This window comes from Helicobacter winghamensis ATCC BAA-430 (assembly GCF_028751035.1).
Lineage (GTDB): Bacteria > Campylobacterota > Campylobacteria > Campylobacterales > Helicobacteraceae > Helicobacter_D > Helicobacter_D winghamensis.
In genome coordinates, this window is the sequence record NZ_CP063533.1 from 331,504 (window position 1) to 348,793 (window position 17,290).

Annotated in this window: 15 protein-coding genes; 9 read left to right on the forward strand and 6 right to left on the reverse strand. The window is 35.6% G+C overall.

The annotated features are described in order from the left end of the window. Positions 1 to 5: 5 nt before the first annotated feature. The 4 genes from fliN to IP358_RS01745 are packed head-to-tail and all read left to right on the forward strand — an operon-like array spanning position 6 to position 3,795. Complete coding sequence (gene fliN, locus IP358_RS01730; protein WP_006802002.1) at positions 6 to 365, forward strand: flagellar motor switch protein FliN; 360 nt, start codon at positions 6 to 8, stop codon at positions 363 to 365. Next, complete coding sequence (locus IP358_RS01735) at positions 362 to 850, forward strand: hypothetical protein (protein ID WP_006802001.1); 489 nt, start codon at positions 362 to 364, stop codon at positions 848 to 850. The genes fliN and IP358_RS01735 overlap by 4 nt, the downstream gene beginning before the upstream one ends. Further along, the gene (locus IP358_RS01740; protein WP_006802000.1) at positions 840 to 1,673 is read left to right on the forward strand and encodes an energy transducer TonB; all 834 of its coding nucleotides are present in this window, start codon (positions 840 to 842) and stop codon (positions 1,671 to 1,673) included. The genes IP358_RS01735 and IP358_RS01740 overlap by 11 nt, the downstream gene beginning before the upstream one ends. A 28-nt stretch (positions 1,674 to 1,701) precedes the next feature. Then, entirely contained in the window at positions 1,702 to 3,795 is a 2,094-nt protein-coding gene (locus IP358_RS01745; protein WP_006801999.1) for an ATP-dependent helicase, read from the forward strand. 43 nt (positions 3,796 to 3,838) lie between these two features. Here IP358_RS01745 and IP358_RS01750 read toward each other — a convergent pair whose 3' ends face one another. The 6 genes from IP358_RS01750 to IP358_RS01775 form a co-directional block, all read right to left on the reverse strand. Then, positions 3,839 to 4,642: a hypothetical protein gene (locus IP358_RS01750; RefSeq protein WP_006801998.1), complete on the reverse strand. Its 804-nt coding sequence runs from the start codon at positions 4,640 to 4,642 to the stop codon at positions 3,839 to 3,841. Continuing rightward, positions 4,635 to 6,176 (reverse strand): hypothetical protein, encoded by a 1,542-nt coding sequence (locus tag IP358_RS01755; RefSeq protein ID WP_006801997.1) that lies wholly within the window; start codon positions 6,174 to 6,176, stop codon positions 4,635 to 4,637. Before IP358_RS01755 ends, IP358_RS01750 begins: the two co-directional genes overlap by 8 nt. 9 nt (positions 6,177 to 6,185) lie before the next feature. Then, on the reverse strand, positions 6,186 to 7,586 hold the full coding sequence (locus IP358_RS01760; RefSeq protein ID WP_006801996.1) for an OmpA family protein: 1,401 nt from the start codon (positions 7,584 to 7,586) through the stop codon (positions 6,186 to 6,188). 71 nt (positions 7,587 to 7,657) lie between these two features. Next, positions 7,658 to 10,306, reverse strand: a complete 2,649-nt coding sequence (locus IP358_RS01765; RefSeq protein WP_006801995.1) for a calcium-translocating P-type ATPase, PMCA-type — start codon at positions 10,304 to 10,306, stop codon at positions 7,658 to 7,660. A 200-nt stretch (positions 10,307 to 10,506) separates the two neighbouring features. Continuing rightward, positions 10,507 to 11,790, reverse strand: coding sequence for a coproporphyrinogen III oxidase family protein (locus tag IP358_RS01770; protein WP_006801994.1), 1,284 nt, complete (start codon positions 11,788 to 11,790; stop codon positions 10,507 to 10,509). A gap of 124 nt (positions 11,791 to 11,914) precedes the next feature. Then, complete coding sequence (locus tag IP358_RS01775; protein WP_006801993.1) at positions 11,915 to 12,121, reverse strand: hypothetical protein; 207 nt, start codon at positions 12,119 to 12,121, stop codon at positions 11,915 to 11,917. Between the two features lie 169 nt (positions 12,122 to 12,290). Between IP358_RS01775 and IP358_RS01780 the strand changes: the two genes are divergently transcribed. The 5 genes from IP358_RS01780 to IP358_RS01800 are packed head-to-tail and all read left to right on the forward strand — an operon-like array spanning position 12,291 to position 17,290. Then, positions 12,291 to 14,828, forward strand: coding sequence for an AsmA family protein (locus IP358_RS01780; RefSeq protein ID WP_006801992.1), 2,538 nt, complete (start codon positions 12,291 to 12,293; stop codon positions 14,826 to 14,828). A gap of 9 nt (positions 14,829 to 14,837) precedes the next feature. Next, positions 14,838 to 15,590 carry an exodeoxyribonuclease III gene (locus IP358_RS01785; protein WP_006801991.1) on the forward strand — a complete coding sequence of 251 codons (753 nt, stop codon included), beginning with the start codon at positions 14,838 to 14,840 and terminating at the stop codon, positions 15,588 to 15,590. Between the two features lie 58 nt (positions 15,591 to 15,648). Beyond that, positions 15,649 to 16,023, forward strand: a complete 375-nt coding sequence (gene ybeY / locus IP358_RS01790; RefSeq protein WP_232086842.1) for an rRNA maturation RNase YbeY — start codon at positions 15,649 to 15,651, stop codon at positions 16,021 to 16,023. A 13-nt stretch (positions 16,024 to 16,036) separates the two neighbouring features. After that, positions 16,037 to 16,618, forward strand: coding sequence for a metal-dependent hydrolase (locus tag IP358_RS01795; protein WP_006801989.1), 582 nt, complete (start codon positions 16,037 to 16,039; stop codon positions 16,616 to 16,618). 9 nt (positions 16,619 to 16,627) lie between these two features. Next, positions 16,628 to 17,290: a response regulator transcription factor gene (locus IP358_RS01800; RefSeq protein WP_006801988.1), complete on the forward strand. Its 663-nt coding sequence runs from the start codon at positions 16,628 to 16,630 to the stop codon at positions 17,288 to 17,290.

Consider the following 17,290-nt stretch of genomic DNA (forward strand, 5'->3'; position numbering starts at 1 on the left):
AAAGTATGCCAGCAGATGAATTTACACTTGCAAAAATCCAAGCACCCAAGCAAGAAGATTTGGCGCGTTATTTAGAAGGGATTATAAATAATTATGGGGGGCTTTTGGATATGGAGGTTGTGTTCCGCTCCGAGCTTGGATCTACTAAGATTCCACTTTCTGAAATTTTGCAATTTGAAAAAGGTTCTATTATTGATTTGCAAAAGCCAGCGGGTGAGAGTGTTGAGATTTTTATTAATGGGCGGATTATTGGCAAGGGTGAAGTTATGGTGTATGAAAAAAACCTTGCAATCCGTGTGAATGAGATTTTAGATTCCAATGCGATTATTTATTATCTAACGCGTGAGAGTATTAGCACGGTATGAAAGCGATTGTTTTATTTGTCTTATTTTTTTGTATTTTTGCCTTTGGGGCAGATAATGCCACTTCATCTAAGGAAATATTAGATTTATTGCAAGAGCAAAAATTGGAATCTAGCAATGAGTTTCCTTTTCAAATGGGACAATCTCCGCTTGAAGGCATTAGTGGATTCCAGTATTTTGGTGTGATTTTGATTTTACTGGGTTTGCTTGCGTTTTTATGGGTTGTGAAAAATCGCTTAAACTCTCCCAAGGCAAAAATAAGAACAAATCCTTTAAAGTTCTTTAGCAAGGAGGTTAAAGAGGGTGAAAACCAAATAGAAATCCAGTCTGTAACAACGCTTGGTGTGCAAAGTAAGCTGGTAGTATTTGAAGCGTATAATAAGCGGTATTTGGTGATTTTAAATCCTAATGATACAACATTGATTGATTCTTATGAAATCAAAAGCGCATTTAAGGATATGTTAGAGCAAGAAAACAATGCGAAATAATCTAATTGCCCTTTTTCTGTCTCTTTTAATCCACTTGATTCTTTTTTTGTTGCTTTTTTTGCGTTTTGAAGCAAAACTCGAAAATGTCTATAATCCACCACCTATGGGAAGTGAGCAAGGGGAGCGCGTGAGTTTGAAACATTTTAGATTCCAGCAAGGGACCAATGCACCACAAAATATGGAATCCAAAAACACAAATGATTCCAAAGCAAGTTTAGAATCTTTAGCAAGTATGGAATCTAAAAAACAAGAGTCTAAAACACAGGAGATTGAAAAAGAGATTTCACAGCAAAAGCCAAAAGTTAGCATTGCACAACCTAATAAAACTCCGCAAACTAAAGAATCTAAAACTTTAAATACTTCTAAAACTTCCCAAAACTCCAAAGCATCAAAGGAGACTAAGGCTTCTCAAGTTTCAAATTCTAGAGCGTTAGAAAAAAGCCTATCATCACCTTCAATTTATGATTTTGGAGTGAGTGAGCAAACGCAACAAATCCAAGATTTATATGGAATAGAATTTGGTTCTTTAAGTCCAAATGCGCAAAGGTTCATTAAAAGCAATCTTGATAAAATTGGAAAAATCACGCAACGCTATTTAAGATACCCAGCAATCGCGGGCAAAGTTGGGCAAGAAGGCGATAATATCGTGGAGTTTTATCTCCATCCAAATGGTGATATTACGGATTTAAAATTATTGCATTCAAGCGGTTATACGCTTCTTGATGATAACTCATTGCACACCATTAAGATTGCCTATAAAGACTATCCTTATCCTATTGAAACGACAAAAATCCGCATTCGCGTGATGTATCGGATTTATTAGATATAATTTGCATTTTTAAAGGTGAAATATGCAAGATTTTTTAGATGATTTAAATCCTAGCCAGCGTGAAGCAGCGACAACCATAGATGGCGCACTTTTGATTTTAGCAGGGGCAGGCAGTGGTAAGACAAAGACTATCACTGCTCGTCTTGCGTATTTAATTGATGTGGTTGGGATTCCACCTGGCAACACCTTAACCCTAACTTTCACAAACAAAGCAGCAGGTGAAATGCAAAAACGGGCTTTAAATATGATTCAAAACACCACAATGCACCCGCCATTGCTTTGCACTTTTCATAAGTTTGGATTGCTATTTTTAAAGTTTTATATTACACATTTAGGAAGGAAGGCTAATTTTATTCTAGCAGATAGTGAGGATACTAAGCGTATTATAAAAGATCTAAATGAGGATTTAGCACCGCTTCCGCTAATCCTTAGTGAAATTTCGCGTTATAAAAATTCTCAAATCTCTCCAGAGGAAGCATTAAAATCTGCACATAATGGTACCTATAAACATATAGCAAAAATTTATGGAAAATATCAAGAATTTTTATTGCAAAAAAATATGGTAGATTTTGATGATTTACTTTTGCTTCCATTAGAAATTATGCAAGAAAATAAAGAAATTGCTAAGGAAGTGAGCGAAAAATATCAATATATAATGGTTGATGAATATCAAGATACAAACCACTTGCAATATTTGCTTTTAAAATGTTTGTGTTCTACACATCAAAACCTTTGCGTTGTAGGTGATGATGATCAAAGTATTTATAGTTGGCGGGGGGCAAATATACAAAATATCTTGCAATTTAGTGAGCATTTTAAAGGCGCAAAGGTGATTAAGCTTCAAGAAAATTATCGCTCCACACATACGATTTTACAGGCAGCAAATGCTCTGATTGCTCACAATAAGCAAAGGCTTGGAAAAACGCTAATTAGCACTCTAGGCGAGGGTAAAAAAATAGAGATTTTTCACTCTAGTGATGAGCTAGAAGAAGTGCAAAATATCACAAAAGCAATCCGCAAGCTTTTAGATTCTAATATTAGCCCTAAAGATATTGCGATTTTATTTCGTTTAAATGCGCTTTCTCGCTCGCTAGAAGAGGGTTTTAATCGCGCTAAGATTCCTTATGTTTTAGTTGGCGCAATCCGTTTTTATGAAAGAAGTGAGATTAAAGATGTGTTAAGTTATTTTCGTGTGCTTGTGAATTTAGAAGATGATTTTTCACTAGCGCGCATTATTAATAAACCAAAACGCGGAATTGGTAAGACAACACTTGATAAGGTTTTGCGCCTTGCGCAAGAACATAATACTAGCGTGTATGGGTTATTTGCTAAAGATTATAGTGCGCTTAAAGGTGCAATTAGTAAAAAGGCATATGAGAGTTTTCAAGAATTTTTTTCTACAATGTTGGGCTTGCAAGAGAGTTTGAAGCATTCTAGCCTTAATTTTATTGATGTTTTTGAAGAGAAAATTGGGCTTTGTGAAGCATTAAGTCAAAGTAATGATGAAATTGATAGGGTGAGTAATATTGAAGAATTTTATGGTGTGTATAGGGAGTATATCAAGCAAAATCCTCTAATGGAGTTAGAGGACTTTTTAAATGATTTAGCCTTAAGAAGTGATCAAGAAGATGTGGAAATGCGCACAGAAAGCAAGGGTGTGGAGGGTGTATCTTGTATGAGTGTGCATTCTAGCAAGGGACTAGAGTTTGAATATGTGTTTATTATTGGGCTTGAAGAGGGTTTTTTCCCGCTTGTGCGTGAAGATAGCAATATTGAAGAAGAGCGTAGGCTTGGGTATGTAGCTTTTACGCGTGCGAAAAAAGAGTTGTTTTTAAGTTATGTAGATTCTAGGTTTTATCGTGGGAATCGCGCAGCTTTAATGCCTTCAAGGTTTTTAGGGGAGAGTGGCGTGAGTGCGATTAAGGCGCAATTTCAAAAAAGCGTGGAGAGTGATTGTAAGAGAGATGTGTTTCAAAAGGGAGATTGTGTGATGCACAAAATCTTTGGCGCAGGTAGAATCCTAGAAGTTAGCAAAAGCGGAAAAGAAGTTAAGCTTAAAATAAATTTTGGTGGGCTTGTGAGAGATATTTTAGGAAGTTATGTGAGTAAAGTGTAGAGCCTTCAGAGAAAGCTCTCTTTTGTTGGCTTGCTTTTGATAGCTATCTGATTGCGCTTTTAAGAGCTGGAGTGCCGATATTTTTTAGTGTCGCATTGGATTTAGCGAAGTATTCTTGCCAAAAGTTTGTTAAAGATGCTAGCATTTTAGGATTGACATAGCTTTTTTTGCTGGAGATTCCAGCTCCTATAATAAATACTTCTGCTCCTCCAAAATCGCCAAAAAGATCATTTTTGGCAACAATGCTTAATTCTTTATTAGAATCAATTTGTCGCACAGCATTGTTTGCATAAAAGCTAGTGATTGCTGAATTTTCTAGCATATCAGAAGCTAAAATTACAATTTTTCGTTTAGCATTTAATGGTGCAATGACACTTTTAGCAAAATCCTTTAAGGCATATAAAATATCAGATTTTGCAATATCGTTTGTCCCAAAAGAGCCTTCAATGGATTTTTTTGTGTTTTTTCTAACAAAGCCTATTTGATCATTTAAACATTTATCTATTTTATTAAGCATTGATTTATTTATATCATATCTCTCTTGATTGCTTAAATGGGTATCAAGACTAAAATCAAATAAAGTTTCATTATATTTTCCGCCTATCAGAGCAGAAAATTTACCGATATAAATATGATTAGAGCTTTCAACAAACGAGAGTGCATTTGAGATAATTTGATCTTTTAAATTTTGGTCAAACAAAGTTGTTTCATCAATAAGAACAAAAATTGCAGTATCTATTATGTTTTGTTTATCTAACTTGTAGATTTCATAGCACCCTTTTGGTGTTGCATTTAATGTAATTCCAAATCCAAAAAGAATCAGAAGGATTTGTATAATCTTACGCATTCTCTAGTCCTTTTAATTTTTTTGTTAGAGTATCTATTTCATCTTCTAAATCTAAAATTTCATCATCAGATTTTTTGACACCCTCTTCTATGAGCGCATTTTTTTTGCGCTCTAGGCGTGTTATTTTTTTTCTTAAAGTTTCAATTTCATCAGAATTTGTATTTTGAGCGGACTCTTGTTGGCTTTGAATACTTGACTTCATAGAAGCAATATTTGCTTCGTGATTAATGTTTTTTTGTGTCTCGGATAGCTCAAGTGTTCTTTGTCCGTCATTTTCAATGCTTTTGGTTTTTAATGCTGTATGTGTTTCATTTTTTCTCGCTTCAACAATGAAATTTTCAAAGGTTCTATAAGTATCATTGTCTTTATCGACTTTGAAATTCGCTCTTTTCTTTGCGATTGTGTTGATTTGTCGTTTCATTTTACTTAATTTCTCATTTGCTTTTGCTGTGATTGCGCGTCTTTTTTGAGTGATATAATTTTGATACTCTCTAGCTGTTCTAAATCTGTGACTAGCCTCATATGCATCGCCACTATTTTTCCCAGCAAATCCCCATTTATATCCAAAGAGAATTCCTAAAATTTGAATAAAAATAAAAAGTACTGCTAATACAATGAAAGTAGCCCAACCACCTTTTCTATCTGCTTCTTGTTGTTCTTGCAATGCTTTAGCATCGGCATTACTTTGAATTTCTCCCAACTCGGCTGGAGCGGTATCGTAGATGCTAATAGAGGCTGTGGAAACTTCTTGAATAAGTTGTTTTTCTAGCACTTGTCCGCGCACATATGTAGCACCAATGGCTACAATGATAATAAAAATTGTCGTAACAATGCTAAGAATCCAAGTTTTACTATCGCCTCCATTAAATCTATTGTAGGCTTGTTGCCAACTTGGTGCATTATCATCTTTATGATCACTCTGGATATCAACTTCTTCTTTGATTAAATCATTGTCTCCACGATTTTGCAGGATTCTCCCTATAACACTATTTTTATAAATTTCCCCTCCTGCAGAGTGCGTAAGAAATACTAAAAGCGCTGAGATAACAAAAGCGATTCCAATAGCTCCTTTTTGTTGCAAGCTTTCACTTGCGCCCGGGATTGTGTATCCTGCTAAAACATAAGCAAATCCTAACGCTTCTGCAACAACTAAACCAAGAATCACAATCCATATAAAAAAAGGTGTCGGACTTCTGCCTTGCTCCCCAATTTTTCTAAGATAGGAAACACATTTATTGTAGTATTCTGGATCTTCAATTTCTCTGTCGTAGTAGTCTAAATATTTATAACACAAATTTGTTTCGCAATCGCGCCATATTGTATTAGATTGGATAGCTGCATCATTGGTTGATACTCTGGCAATTGTTCCAATTGCTGGAAAATCTGTTTTGAAATTTAACCACCAAAAATTAACTGCATTTCGGAATGCTTTATTAAAAGCATATAAAGCAATCAATAAAACCAAAAACAAGCTTGCCATAATAAGCCCTGCCAAGAGCTTATTTAGCATAATCCATGCTAAAATTTCTTGCATTTTTTCTCCTTATTTTTTAATAGGCTTTAATTCAAATTCTTTTTCTAGAATATCTCCATTTGCACTATAATACATATATCCCTTAGCTTGACTTGCATTTTTATTATCAAAGACTATATCCATACATTCAAAGGAAGCATTTTTGCTATCTGCATAAACTCTATAAAGCAAGCCATTGCTTCCATTATAAGTGTTGGTTTTTGTAGAGATGGCTTGATTTGCCTTTGCTTTGGAGCCTACAACATAATCTTTGTAAAGATAGACTTTTGGGTTTTTAGCAACTTCATTATCTGCTAGCACCGCAATAGGGGCTATGCCGATTAAATGATTTCCGGCATTTGCACTCCAAGAGCTCGCGTTAAGCCCCTTTCTAAACTTTGAAGTTTTGGGCAACTCTTTATCATTTGCTAGAGATTTAGTCGGTGTATCATCAATGTATCTAGTATTTAAACAATTTAGCATAATATTATTATCTGCGTATGCTTTTGTTGCAAGAGAGAAAAAACTATTTTTTTGTATTTTTCCAAATTCATCTGTTAATGCTAGAAGTGTATTTTTGCTTTTAATGCCACCAAAGTCCATTCCTTGTGTTATAGGAAGTTTGGAATCCTTTTTGGAGGTTTGTGCTAGAGTTTCTTTTAAGGATTTTTGTGAAGTCTTTTGCATAACTTCTTTTTTGGTTTTGGTTAAAAATTTTGTATTTGTAATATTTTGTGAAGTATAGAGTGCCACATCTGCTTCATTGTCAAGCTCTATAATTTCAACACGGCGATTTTCTGCTCTACCTTTTTCTGTATTATTATCTGCTTTTGGCTGTGTTGAACCTGCTCCTTGATAGTAAATATTTTTTGTGCTGACGCCATTTTGGGCAAAGACTTTTCCAACAGCTCTAGCGCGTTTTTCACTTAATTTTTGATTAAATGCGCTATTGCCTGTATCATCCGTGTGCCCTACAATAAGAATCTTTTTGTCCTTTACTTGATAGGTTTTAGCAATTTGGGTGTAATAATCTTTTGCGTTTGGATTAAGAGTTGAGCTTGCGGATTTAAATTGATTGTTATCTTTAATGATGACTTTATCATTTTTTTGTTTTGTTCCATCTTTTTTAATGTTCTCAAACTCTATTTTTACATTTTTTGCCTCTGAAATTTTGCGTTGCTCTGCACGCCTTTTGTCTATATAATCTCCTATAAAAAAGCCTGCTATTCCACCAGCTATTGCTCCAATTCCAGCACCGACTAATGCACCACTATTGCCACTAACTTGCTTGCCAATAATAGCTCCAGTTCCAGCTCCAACTAAAACTCCACCAGCAGTTCCACTAACTTTACCTATGTTTTGTTGATTAATTGCACAACCGCTTAAAACTATGGCAAGAGCAACTGATACACAACCTTTTTTTAAAGCCATTGATTAAGTGCCTTTTAAATTGATTAAGTTCCTTTTAAAAAACAAAAGCCTATATTCTATCTTTTAATTTTTTAAAGATTGATAAAATTGTTTTTGTAAATATCTTTGGAATTTTTACGCAAGAAAAGGCGTGTGATTTCGCCTAGTAAAATCACACTAAAGCCCACGCAAATAATTTTGCACCAAAGGATAAATTCTAAAGGCTGTGTTTGAAAAGCACTTCCACCAAACTCCACAATTAGCACTTGCAAGGCAAAGGTTAGCACAAAAGTCCCTAGCATAAGGCGATTGCCTAAGAGATTGCTAAAAATGCTGTGATTATTAAGCTCCCTTGCGTTAAAGGCGTTAAAAAGCTGAAAAATCACAAAAAGTGTGAAAAGCGCCGTGCCTTTTTGCTCTTCGCTTGCGCCTAAAAAGTTCGTAAAATACTGCAATAAGCACATTATGGCAATAAAGATTCCACTGCTTAGAATTAGCACAAGCATATTGCGTGTAATAATGTTGGAATCGCGTTTTGTGGGCTTTTGGTCCAAGACATTTTTACAGACAGGTTCTAAGCCTAGTGTAAGGGCGGGCGGTCCGTCCATTATGAGATTTACCCAAAGCAGTTGCAAGGCGCTAAAAGGCGCGGTAAATCCGCATACAACAGCGGCTAGCACGATAAGCACGGAGCTTAGATTCACGGTGAGTTGGAATTGGATAAAGCGTTGGAAGTTTTGGTAGATTCCCCGTCCCCATTCTATCGCCTTTACAATGGTCGCAAAGCTATCATTTAGCAAGATAATATCACTTGCTTCTTTGGAGACTTCTGTGCCACAAATCCCCATTGCAATGCCTACATCAGAATGTTTAAGGGCTGGCGCATCATTGATTCCATCGCCTGTTAGGGCTACAACATTACCTTGTGCTTTTAAAGCATTTACAATTTGCATTTTTACACTTGGTGTGGAGCGGGCAATAATGGTAATATCCGGGAGTATTTTTAAGAGTTCTTTTTGGCTTAATTTTTCTATAACTTGAGCCTCAATGGCGATAGAATGTTCGTTTAATAAATGGAGTTGATTGCCAATTGCCTTTGCAGTCTCTAGGTTATCGCCTGTTAGAATTTTAAGCGCAATGCCAGCTCTCTTGCATTCCATAATCGCTTCATAGGCATCTTCACGCAATGGGTCAGCAATGGCTACAAACCCGCAAAACTCCATTTGTGATTCCAATTTTTCGCGCTCTATTTTTGTGGTATTAGCATTTAATGGAATCTCTTTTTGCGCAAAGGCAATTACGCGATAGGCTTTAACCTGATAAGATTTGATTTGCTCTTTTATGGAATCCAAATTTGCAAATGCCTTGCATTGCGTGAGAATCTTTTCTGGTGAGCCTTTAGAATAGCACATTAGCTGATTATCAAAGCGTGCTAGAGTGGTCATATTTTTTGTTTGTGAAGCAAAGGGGAAAGAGTGTAAAATCTCTGCTTTTTTGCGTAAGGGCTTATAGTCAAATTCTAGCTTTTTAGCATACACTAGCAAAGCACATTCTGTGGGATTGCCGATAAATGTGTCGTTACTCCCTAAGTTTGCTGTGGAGTTTAGGGCGCAATTTTCTAAGAAGTGTTGCGTGGCTTTGGGGTTTTCTTGTTCTAAGTAGCAATGTTCCACCGACATTTTGTTTTGCGTGAGTGTGCCTGTTTTATCACTACAAATGATATTTACACAACCGATTGTTTCACACGCAATTAGCTTTTTTACTAGGGCGTTTTGCTTAGACATTTTGATGATATTTAAGGCTAAAGAGATAGCAACAATGGTAGGCAAGCCCTCTGGAACGGAAGCGACAATTAAAACAATACTAGAAATAAACGCTTGTGCGATGTTAGAGAAAGCAACTTCACCCCTAAAAATAAAGAATCCTATTTGGATAAAAAAAGCTAGCATTGCAGCACTTGCGCCAAAGAGAGTGATTTTGCCACTTAGAGTTTTTAGTTTCTCTTGTAAAGGTGTTGTGGATTTTTGCTTAGAATCAAGGGCGGCTGCAATTTTACCAAATTCTGTGTTATCTCCTGTGGCGATACAAAGAGCCTTTGCATTGCCTTGTGTGATAAAACAGCCCCGATAGAGCATAACAGAGTTTGGAATCTCATCTAGAGGTGTGTTTAAATTAGCTTCAGATTTCAAGCTTGGCACGCTTTCGCCAGTTAGGCTTGATTCATCGCAAAGCAAGCTTTGTGCGTGGAGAATCACGCAATCGCTTGGAATCTTATCGCCGCTCTCTAATAAGATAATATCGCCTACAACGACTTCATCTTGCAAGATTTGTGTGATTTCACCATTGCGCAAAAGACGCACTTTGTTGCCTTGCGTGATTGCATTTAGAGTTTCAAAAGCTTTTTGACTGCGGCGTTCCATTGTAAGTGTAATTGCAATGGAGAGAAAGATTGCAATAAAGATTCCAACGCACTCTAAAAAGTTCGCATTGCCGTGAGCTAGAAACTCATAAGTGTTAATGCCAAGCGCTAAGAGTGCGGCAAAAAGTAGTAAAAGCACCATAGGCTCTTTAAAGGCTTCAATAAGTTCATTTAAAAGTGTGGGTGGTGGAGTTTTGCTAAAAGTATTGTTACCAAACTTTGTGCGATTAGATTCTACTTGCGCTTGTGTTAAACCGAAATCGGAATCAGTTTTTAAAGCGGTTTGTAGCGCTATGTCTTGTGGTGTTTTTATAGGATTCAATTTGGCTCCTTTTGCTAAATATGAGCCAAAATTTTAAAAAAGGGATCATATATAGCTTCTCTATAAAGTTATATATGAGTCTCATAATTTAAGACAAAACCAGAATCTAAAGATTCATTATGTTGGCTTGCCACGCTATGCGCTTACTACTCCCTCATAAGTTTTAAAATTGTAGCAAAATTTCATAAAAAACAAAATACCTACATATCCTCTTCTTTTAGTGCCGCGCGTGATTCTTCACGCACTCTATCCATTCCAATATAAAATTCTTTCATCATTGATAAAAATAGATATTTACCCTGTGTGGTTGGATAATAATCTTGCCCTTGCTTGTAGATATTGCCACTTAGGCGCAAGAAAGAAAGTTCTTTAAACAAATCCCATTCTAAGTTTGCGTTATAACGCTCTTTGAAGCGTTTGGCGCTTGCCTTACCGCCAAAGAGTTCTACCATTAAGCGGTATTGTAATTGTGATTTTTTGGAGTATTTGCGCTCCCTTGCCACACCCATTTGTCCATTTTGGATTTTTTGTGCGTATTCTTTTAGAGAAAATGTGTTGGTATAGAGTGTGCCATTTAAGAAGCTAAAAGAGCCAGATCCAATTCCTACATATTCATCATTATCCACAACATATTCATCAAAAATTTCGCTTCCCTTGTGGGAGAATGCCCAGCTTGAAAGTGGCGTGAAGTCATTTTGTAAGCTCTCTAGGATTTGTTCATAGAGTTGTGCTTCATTTTGTAAGCTCACTTCACCTATGGAGCGTTTTAGGATACTTTTAACAGAGGGTGAAGACATTAGCGGATAGGTTGTAAGTTGGTTGGGCTTTAGTTGTTTAATTAATTCTAAGTCTCTTACTAACATTTCTTGTGTTTGGTTTGGAAAATTAAAGATTAAATCTACATTTAAAATTGGTAAGATTCCTATGGCTTGTTCTAGTTTTTTGTAGGTTTCTTCCCCGCTACCAAACTTTTCATAGCGCCCAATTTTGCGTAAGATTCCATCATCAAAGCTTTGCACACCAACAGAGAGTCTATCTACTCTTCCTTTAAAGGATTCTAGCGTTTCTTTTTGCAAGTGGTTAGGATCAGACTCACAAGAAACTTCTTTAATGTTAAAAAGAGATTTTGCAAGATCTAGTGTTTTACAAAGCTCATCAGGCATAATGGAAGTTGTGCCACCGCCTACATACACTTCGCTAAAGTCATAGCCCAAATCTTTAACCATTTGCATTTCTTTACGCAAGTTTTCAAAGTAGAGTTTGGCTTTTTCTTCTTGGAATAAAAAACGATTAAAAGAACAATAAGTGCAAAGGGTTGCGCAAAATGGAATGTGCATATATAAAAGATAACTTTTATCTTGCACTTTTTTAGGGTTTGGTGCTGGGAGTTTTGTAAGGGAGCTTGGGCGTAAGTGCAAATAACGCTGCGTTGCATAGCGCATTAGTGTATTTACAAGTGAAATAGAAAAGTTTTGCTGTATCATAGAAATTGCCAATAATGTTTAAAAATTAATCGCGGAATTATAAGAGATAATTTTTAAATTGAGATAAATGAAAAGTTGGAATCTAAAGTGTTAAGAAAGCTTAAAGCACACTAGGTGCCTTAAGTTACGCCATAATATCTAATAAATTGTTGCTTTGGCTTGGAGCTTGTGTTGGTTGGCTTGGTGCTTGTTGTGTTTGTAAATTACCTTGCGCACCTTCCATTCCACTTAGAATTGAACTCATAATTGCTTCTTCGCTATCCATAGCTTTTTTAAGAACGCTTAGGTTTCCACTTAACGCTACTGCACTGCTGTCAATACCTGAAATCATAATAGACTCCTTTCTTATGATTTATCATTCTTTACTAAAAAGAACTGACGCATTATATATCGGCTGTTTTTACAAAATCCTAAAAAATAAAAAATTTATTTATATTTAGTTTCTAAATAATTTGTTAGAATTGCACTCTTTTAAGTCTAGTTAAGTAAAGGGTAGGTTTATGAAAAAGTTTTTAAAAATTCTTGGTGGCGTTATTATTGTTTTGCTACTTGTTGTTGGGGGCTTGTTGGCTTGGCTATTTTCAAGCAGTGGAAATGCATTTTTAAAAGATAAAATCACAGAAATAGCAAACCAAAAAGCTCCGATAGGCTTAGAATTTACGCATTTTAATTTAGGCTTTAATTCTTATGCGTTTGCAATCACAGATAAGCAAAATTCTAAAATCGCAATCAATGGGGATTATTCACTTTTTACGCTGAATACAAATGCAAAAATTAATGCGATACTTAAAGATTTATCCCCTTATGAAAAACTTTTAGGAATGCGTTTAAATGGTGGCGTTAGTATAGATGGCGATATTATCAAGCAAGCCAATCATTTAGTGGTTAAAGCAAATATTAATGCGTTTAATAGCGCGATTTTTGCCGATGTGAGTTTAGAAGACTTCAAGCCTAAACGCTTATTTTTAAATAGTAAAGAAGGTATTAATATAGAATCTTTGCTAGCCTTTTTAAATCAGCCTAAATACGCCACAGGTAGAATTCTTCTTAATGCGGATATGGACATTTCAAATTTGCAAGCACCAAGTGGGGGATTTACCATTGCTTCAAGTGCGATTACTCCAAATGCTACACTTTTGAAAAAAGCTTATGGACTAATGCTTCCTAACGATTCTATTAAGCTTGCAATTAATGGCGTTGCAAAGGGTGATAGTATCACCACAGAATTGCTTGCAACTTCTAGCTATTTAACAATGGAATCTAAAAATCTAAAAGCAAACATTGTAGATTTTTCTAGCAATGGCGCGATACAAATAAGCGTGAAAAATATCGGCTTTAATGATTTTATGTTAAAAACTCCGCTTGTGGCAAATCTTAATTTAAAATCTAGCAAAATTACAAATCAAGAAGCAACACTTGCCCTAAATATTCTAACAAATCCAATTTTAGCGCATATTGTAATGCCAAACTACACACCGCAAAGCATAAAATTAAATGCGCAAGATTTGAGCTTAAATGAGCTTGTTAATCTAGCAGGAAGCTATGTAGATATGAAAGATTACGCATTAAATGGAAGTTTAAATCTAAATGCGCTTGTGGATAAAATCCAGCTTTCCCCATTAAGTTACACACTAAAAGGTGATGTAAAAAGCACGCTTGCAAACTTAAGTTATCAAGGTTTAGAACTTGGCAAGAATAACACACTAAGTGCAGAATTTAGCGGAAATGCTAAGGATTTAAAGGTGCAAGCAAAAAGTGATTTGTTTGACTCTAAAATGCTTGCAAATGCAGAGTTGCAAAACAATGCGCCCAAAAATGCACAAGTAGAAATTGAAGCTTTAAATTTGCAAAAGCTTGCAAAACTTCTACAATATGATGCGCAAGGTGCTTTAAATGCAAAAGTAGATTTAAAGAATTTTGAAAGCTTTGATGGAGATTTTAGTTTAGATTCCAAACAAATTACACTTGCAAAGAAAACTTTAAATGCCTTAAGTGGAATGGAGTTTAAAAAGGATTTGAGTTTTGCTCTAAATGGTAGTGGTGAGTTAAAAAATGGAGAAGGCACAGCTTCTTTAAACATTGATGGCAAGGATATTCAAGCAATCATTAAAAATGTAAAAGTTAATCTAAAAAACAATGCATATTCTGCGGATTTTGCTCTAAGCACACCTGAGATTGCAAACATTAATCCTCTCAAAATGGCACTAAAAGGTGCGTTAGCGCTTAATGGAAGTGCAGGTTTTGAAAATAATAAGCCAAGCCTAATTCTTCAAAATAGCGATTTTGGAAGCTTAAATCTAGCCTTAAAAAATGAAAAATTGCTTCTTAGTGGTAAAGATTTAGATTTGAAAAAAATTGCAAACTTTACAGATAATGGTAAGTTAATTAAAGGTGGAATCGCAAATATTAATGCGGATTTAAGTATTCAGGGGAATGATGCAAAAAGCATTATTAAGCATTTAAATGGAAGTGCAGAGCTAAACACTAGGGATTTAGAGATTTATAGCCTTGATATTGACGCGTTAGCAAAAAGTTATGAAAACACAAACAGCGTAAATTTACTTGATGTGGGTGCATTTGTGCTAGCAGGTCCGCTTGGGATTGCCGCAACAAAAGGAAGCAATGCAGGAATGCTTGGGTTAAATTCTGTGGTAAATTCTAAGAGTGTGATTAAGGAATTAGAAGCAAAATTTATCCTTAAAAATGGAGTAGCACACGCACAAGATGTAGCCTTTGCAACAGGTAAAACTAGATTAGCAGCCATTGGTGCGATTAACCTTAATAATAATGCATTTGAAAACTTCTCCATTGGACTTTTAGATGAAAAAAATTGTGCAAAATATGCGCAAAAGATTAAAGGAACGCTAGATAATCCTAAAATTGAAATCACACAAACCACAATCAAAACGGCAGTAAATCTTGCAAATTCTATCTTTAAAAAGCTAAAAAAGGGAGCAGAAGTTGTTACAGAGCCTGTTTTAGGGGAAGCTAAAGCTTGCACACCATTTTATAATGGTAGCGTGAAACATCCACAATAAAGGAATATAATGCGATTAATTTCTTGGAATGTTAATGGACTAAGAGCGTGTATGAACAAGGGATTTATGGAGTTTTTTAACTCTGTAAATGCTGATGTGTTTTGTATCCAAGAATCAAAAATGCAAAGAGAGCAGGCGGAATTTGATTTTCCAAATTATGAAGAATATTGGAATAGCGCAGAAAAAAAAGGCTATTCTGGAGTAGCAATTTTTAGCAAGATAAAACCTTTAAGCGTGGAATATGATATGGGGATTGCCCACCACGATAAAGAAGGGCGTATTATTACAGCAGAATTTAGCGATTTTTATCTTGTGAATGTCTATACGCCTAATTCTAAAAGAGAGCTTGAACGCTTGGAATATAGAATGGAATGGGAAGATGATTTTCGCACGTTTTTGAAAAACTTAGAATCTAAAAAGCCTGTGATTGTGTGTGGTGATCTTAATGTCGCACATAAAGAGATTGATTTAAAAAACCCTAAAACAAATCGTAGAAATGCAGGATTTACTGACGAAGAAAGAGAAAAAATGAGTGCGCTACTAGATTCTGGCTTTACAGATACTTATCGCCATTTTTACCCTGAAAAGCAAGGGGCTTACACTTGGTGGAGCTATATGGGCAAGGCTAGGGCAAACAACACGGGGTGGCGGATTGATTATTTTTTATGTTCTAAAATTTTAGATTCTAGATTAAAAAGTGCTAGCATTTACCCTGAAATTTTAGGAAGTGATCATTGTCCTGTGGGAATAGAAATTGATTGATATAGATAATCAAACTAAAATCAAATTTGATTCTAGCTTTTTAGCATTTTTAGATTCCATATTTTTAGAAATTTTAAAAGACTTAGGATTGCAAGATAAGCAATGCGAGCTTTTATTTGTGGAGAATGCAAAAATCCAAGCATTAAATTTAGAATTTAGAGGGATTGATAAGCCAACTGATGTGTTATCTTTTCCTTTAGAGTTTTCTCTGCTTTTAGGAAGTATTGTAATTTCAGTAGAGTTTGCAAGTAAAATTGCACAAGAATTAGGGCATAGCTTAAATGATGAAATCGCCTTGCTTTTTATCCACGGAGTGTTGCATTTGCTAGGATTTGATCACGAAGTGGATAATGGGGAGCATAGAGAGAGAGAAAGAAAGATTGTAGAGAAGTTTGGCTTGCCTAAGAGTTTGATTGTGCGCACACAAGGTTAAAGCAAGGATTAAAATGTTAGGAAAAACACATATTGCCTTCGCGCTTGGGCTTGGCGCGCTTGGAGCGGTTGGCTTTTCTGCTCTAACGCAAACTTCGCTAAGTGCTAAGGATTTAGGCGTGTTTTATGGCGCGATAACCTTAGGCGCGTTGTTGCCTGATATTGATGAGCCAAATTCTACTATTGGTAAAAAAACTATTGGAATTTCAAATGTAATTAAAGCGATTTTTGGGCATAGGGGGCTAACGCATAGCCTTAGTTTTCTTATAATAGTTGGAATCTTATTATTGTTTGCAAGTGCCTTTGGGGCAGAGTTTTTAAAAGGGATTCCACTTGTTAGTGGATTTGTTAAAGACTTAGATGAAGCGGTGCTTGAAATTTTTGTTTTTGGAGTTTTATTAGGTTGTGTGTTTCATCTAATGGGAGATATGCTAACGCCTAGTGGAGTGCCATTGTTTTTGCCCTTTAGTGCAAAATCTGTGCATTTAATTCCCGCTTTTTTGCGCTTTAAAACAGGGGGAATTTGGGATTATGTAATCGGGGCGTTTAGTCTTTTTGTTTTTGGGGCTTTAAATTATTTTGGATTCCAACTTTAAGGGGAGCGCGTGAAAGCAAAAGTGCTATTGTTAGAAGATGATGTAGCATTGCAAGAAATTATTGCAGAGTGTTTAGAAGAAGAGGGTTATTTTGTAGTGTGTTGTGATAATGGCTTAGAAGCGGCAAACAAGGCTTATGAAATGGATTTTGATATTTTATTGCTTGATGTAATGGTTGCTGGACAAAATGGCTTTAAAGCCTTAAGAGAGATTAGAGAGAGTGGTAAAGATACGCCAGCAATTTTTATCACAGCGTTAAATTCGCTAAAGGATTTAGAAGTTGGTTTTAAAAGTGGCTGCGATGATTATTTGCGCAAGCCTTTTGAGCTTTCAGAATTGCTTTTGCGCATTGAAGCACAGCTTAAGCGCAAGGGGAAAAACACACTTTTTGACTTTGGCAATGGATATTGCTTTGATAGTAAAACAGAGATTTTGTATTTTGAAAATAAAATCCAAAAAATGCCCTCAAAAGAGAGAGAACTTTTGAAGCTTTTGTTAAAACATAATGGAGAGTTTGTAAGTTTGGAGCAAATTTATTCTGTGCTTTGGGGATATGATGAAGAGCCAAGCGAGCTTAGTTTGCGCGTGTATATCAAAAACTTGCGCCATATTGTAGGAAAGGATAATATTCTAACAAGGCGCGGTGAAGGATATTGTTATAAAAGGGCTTAA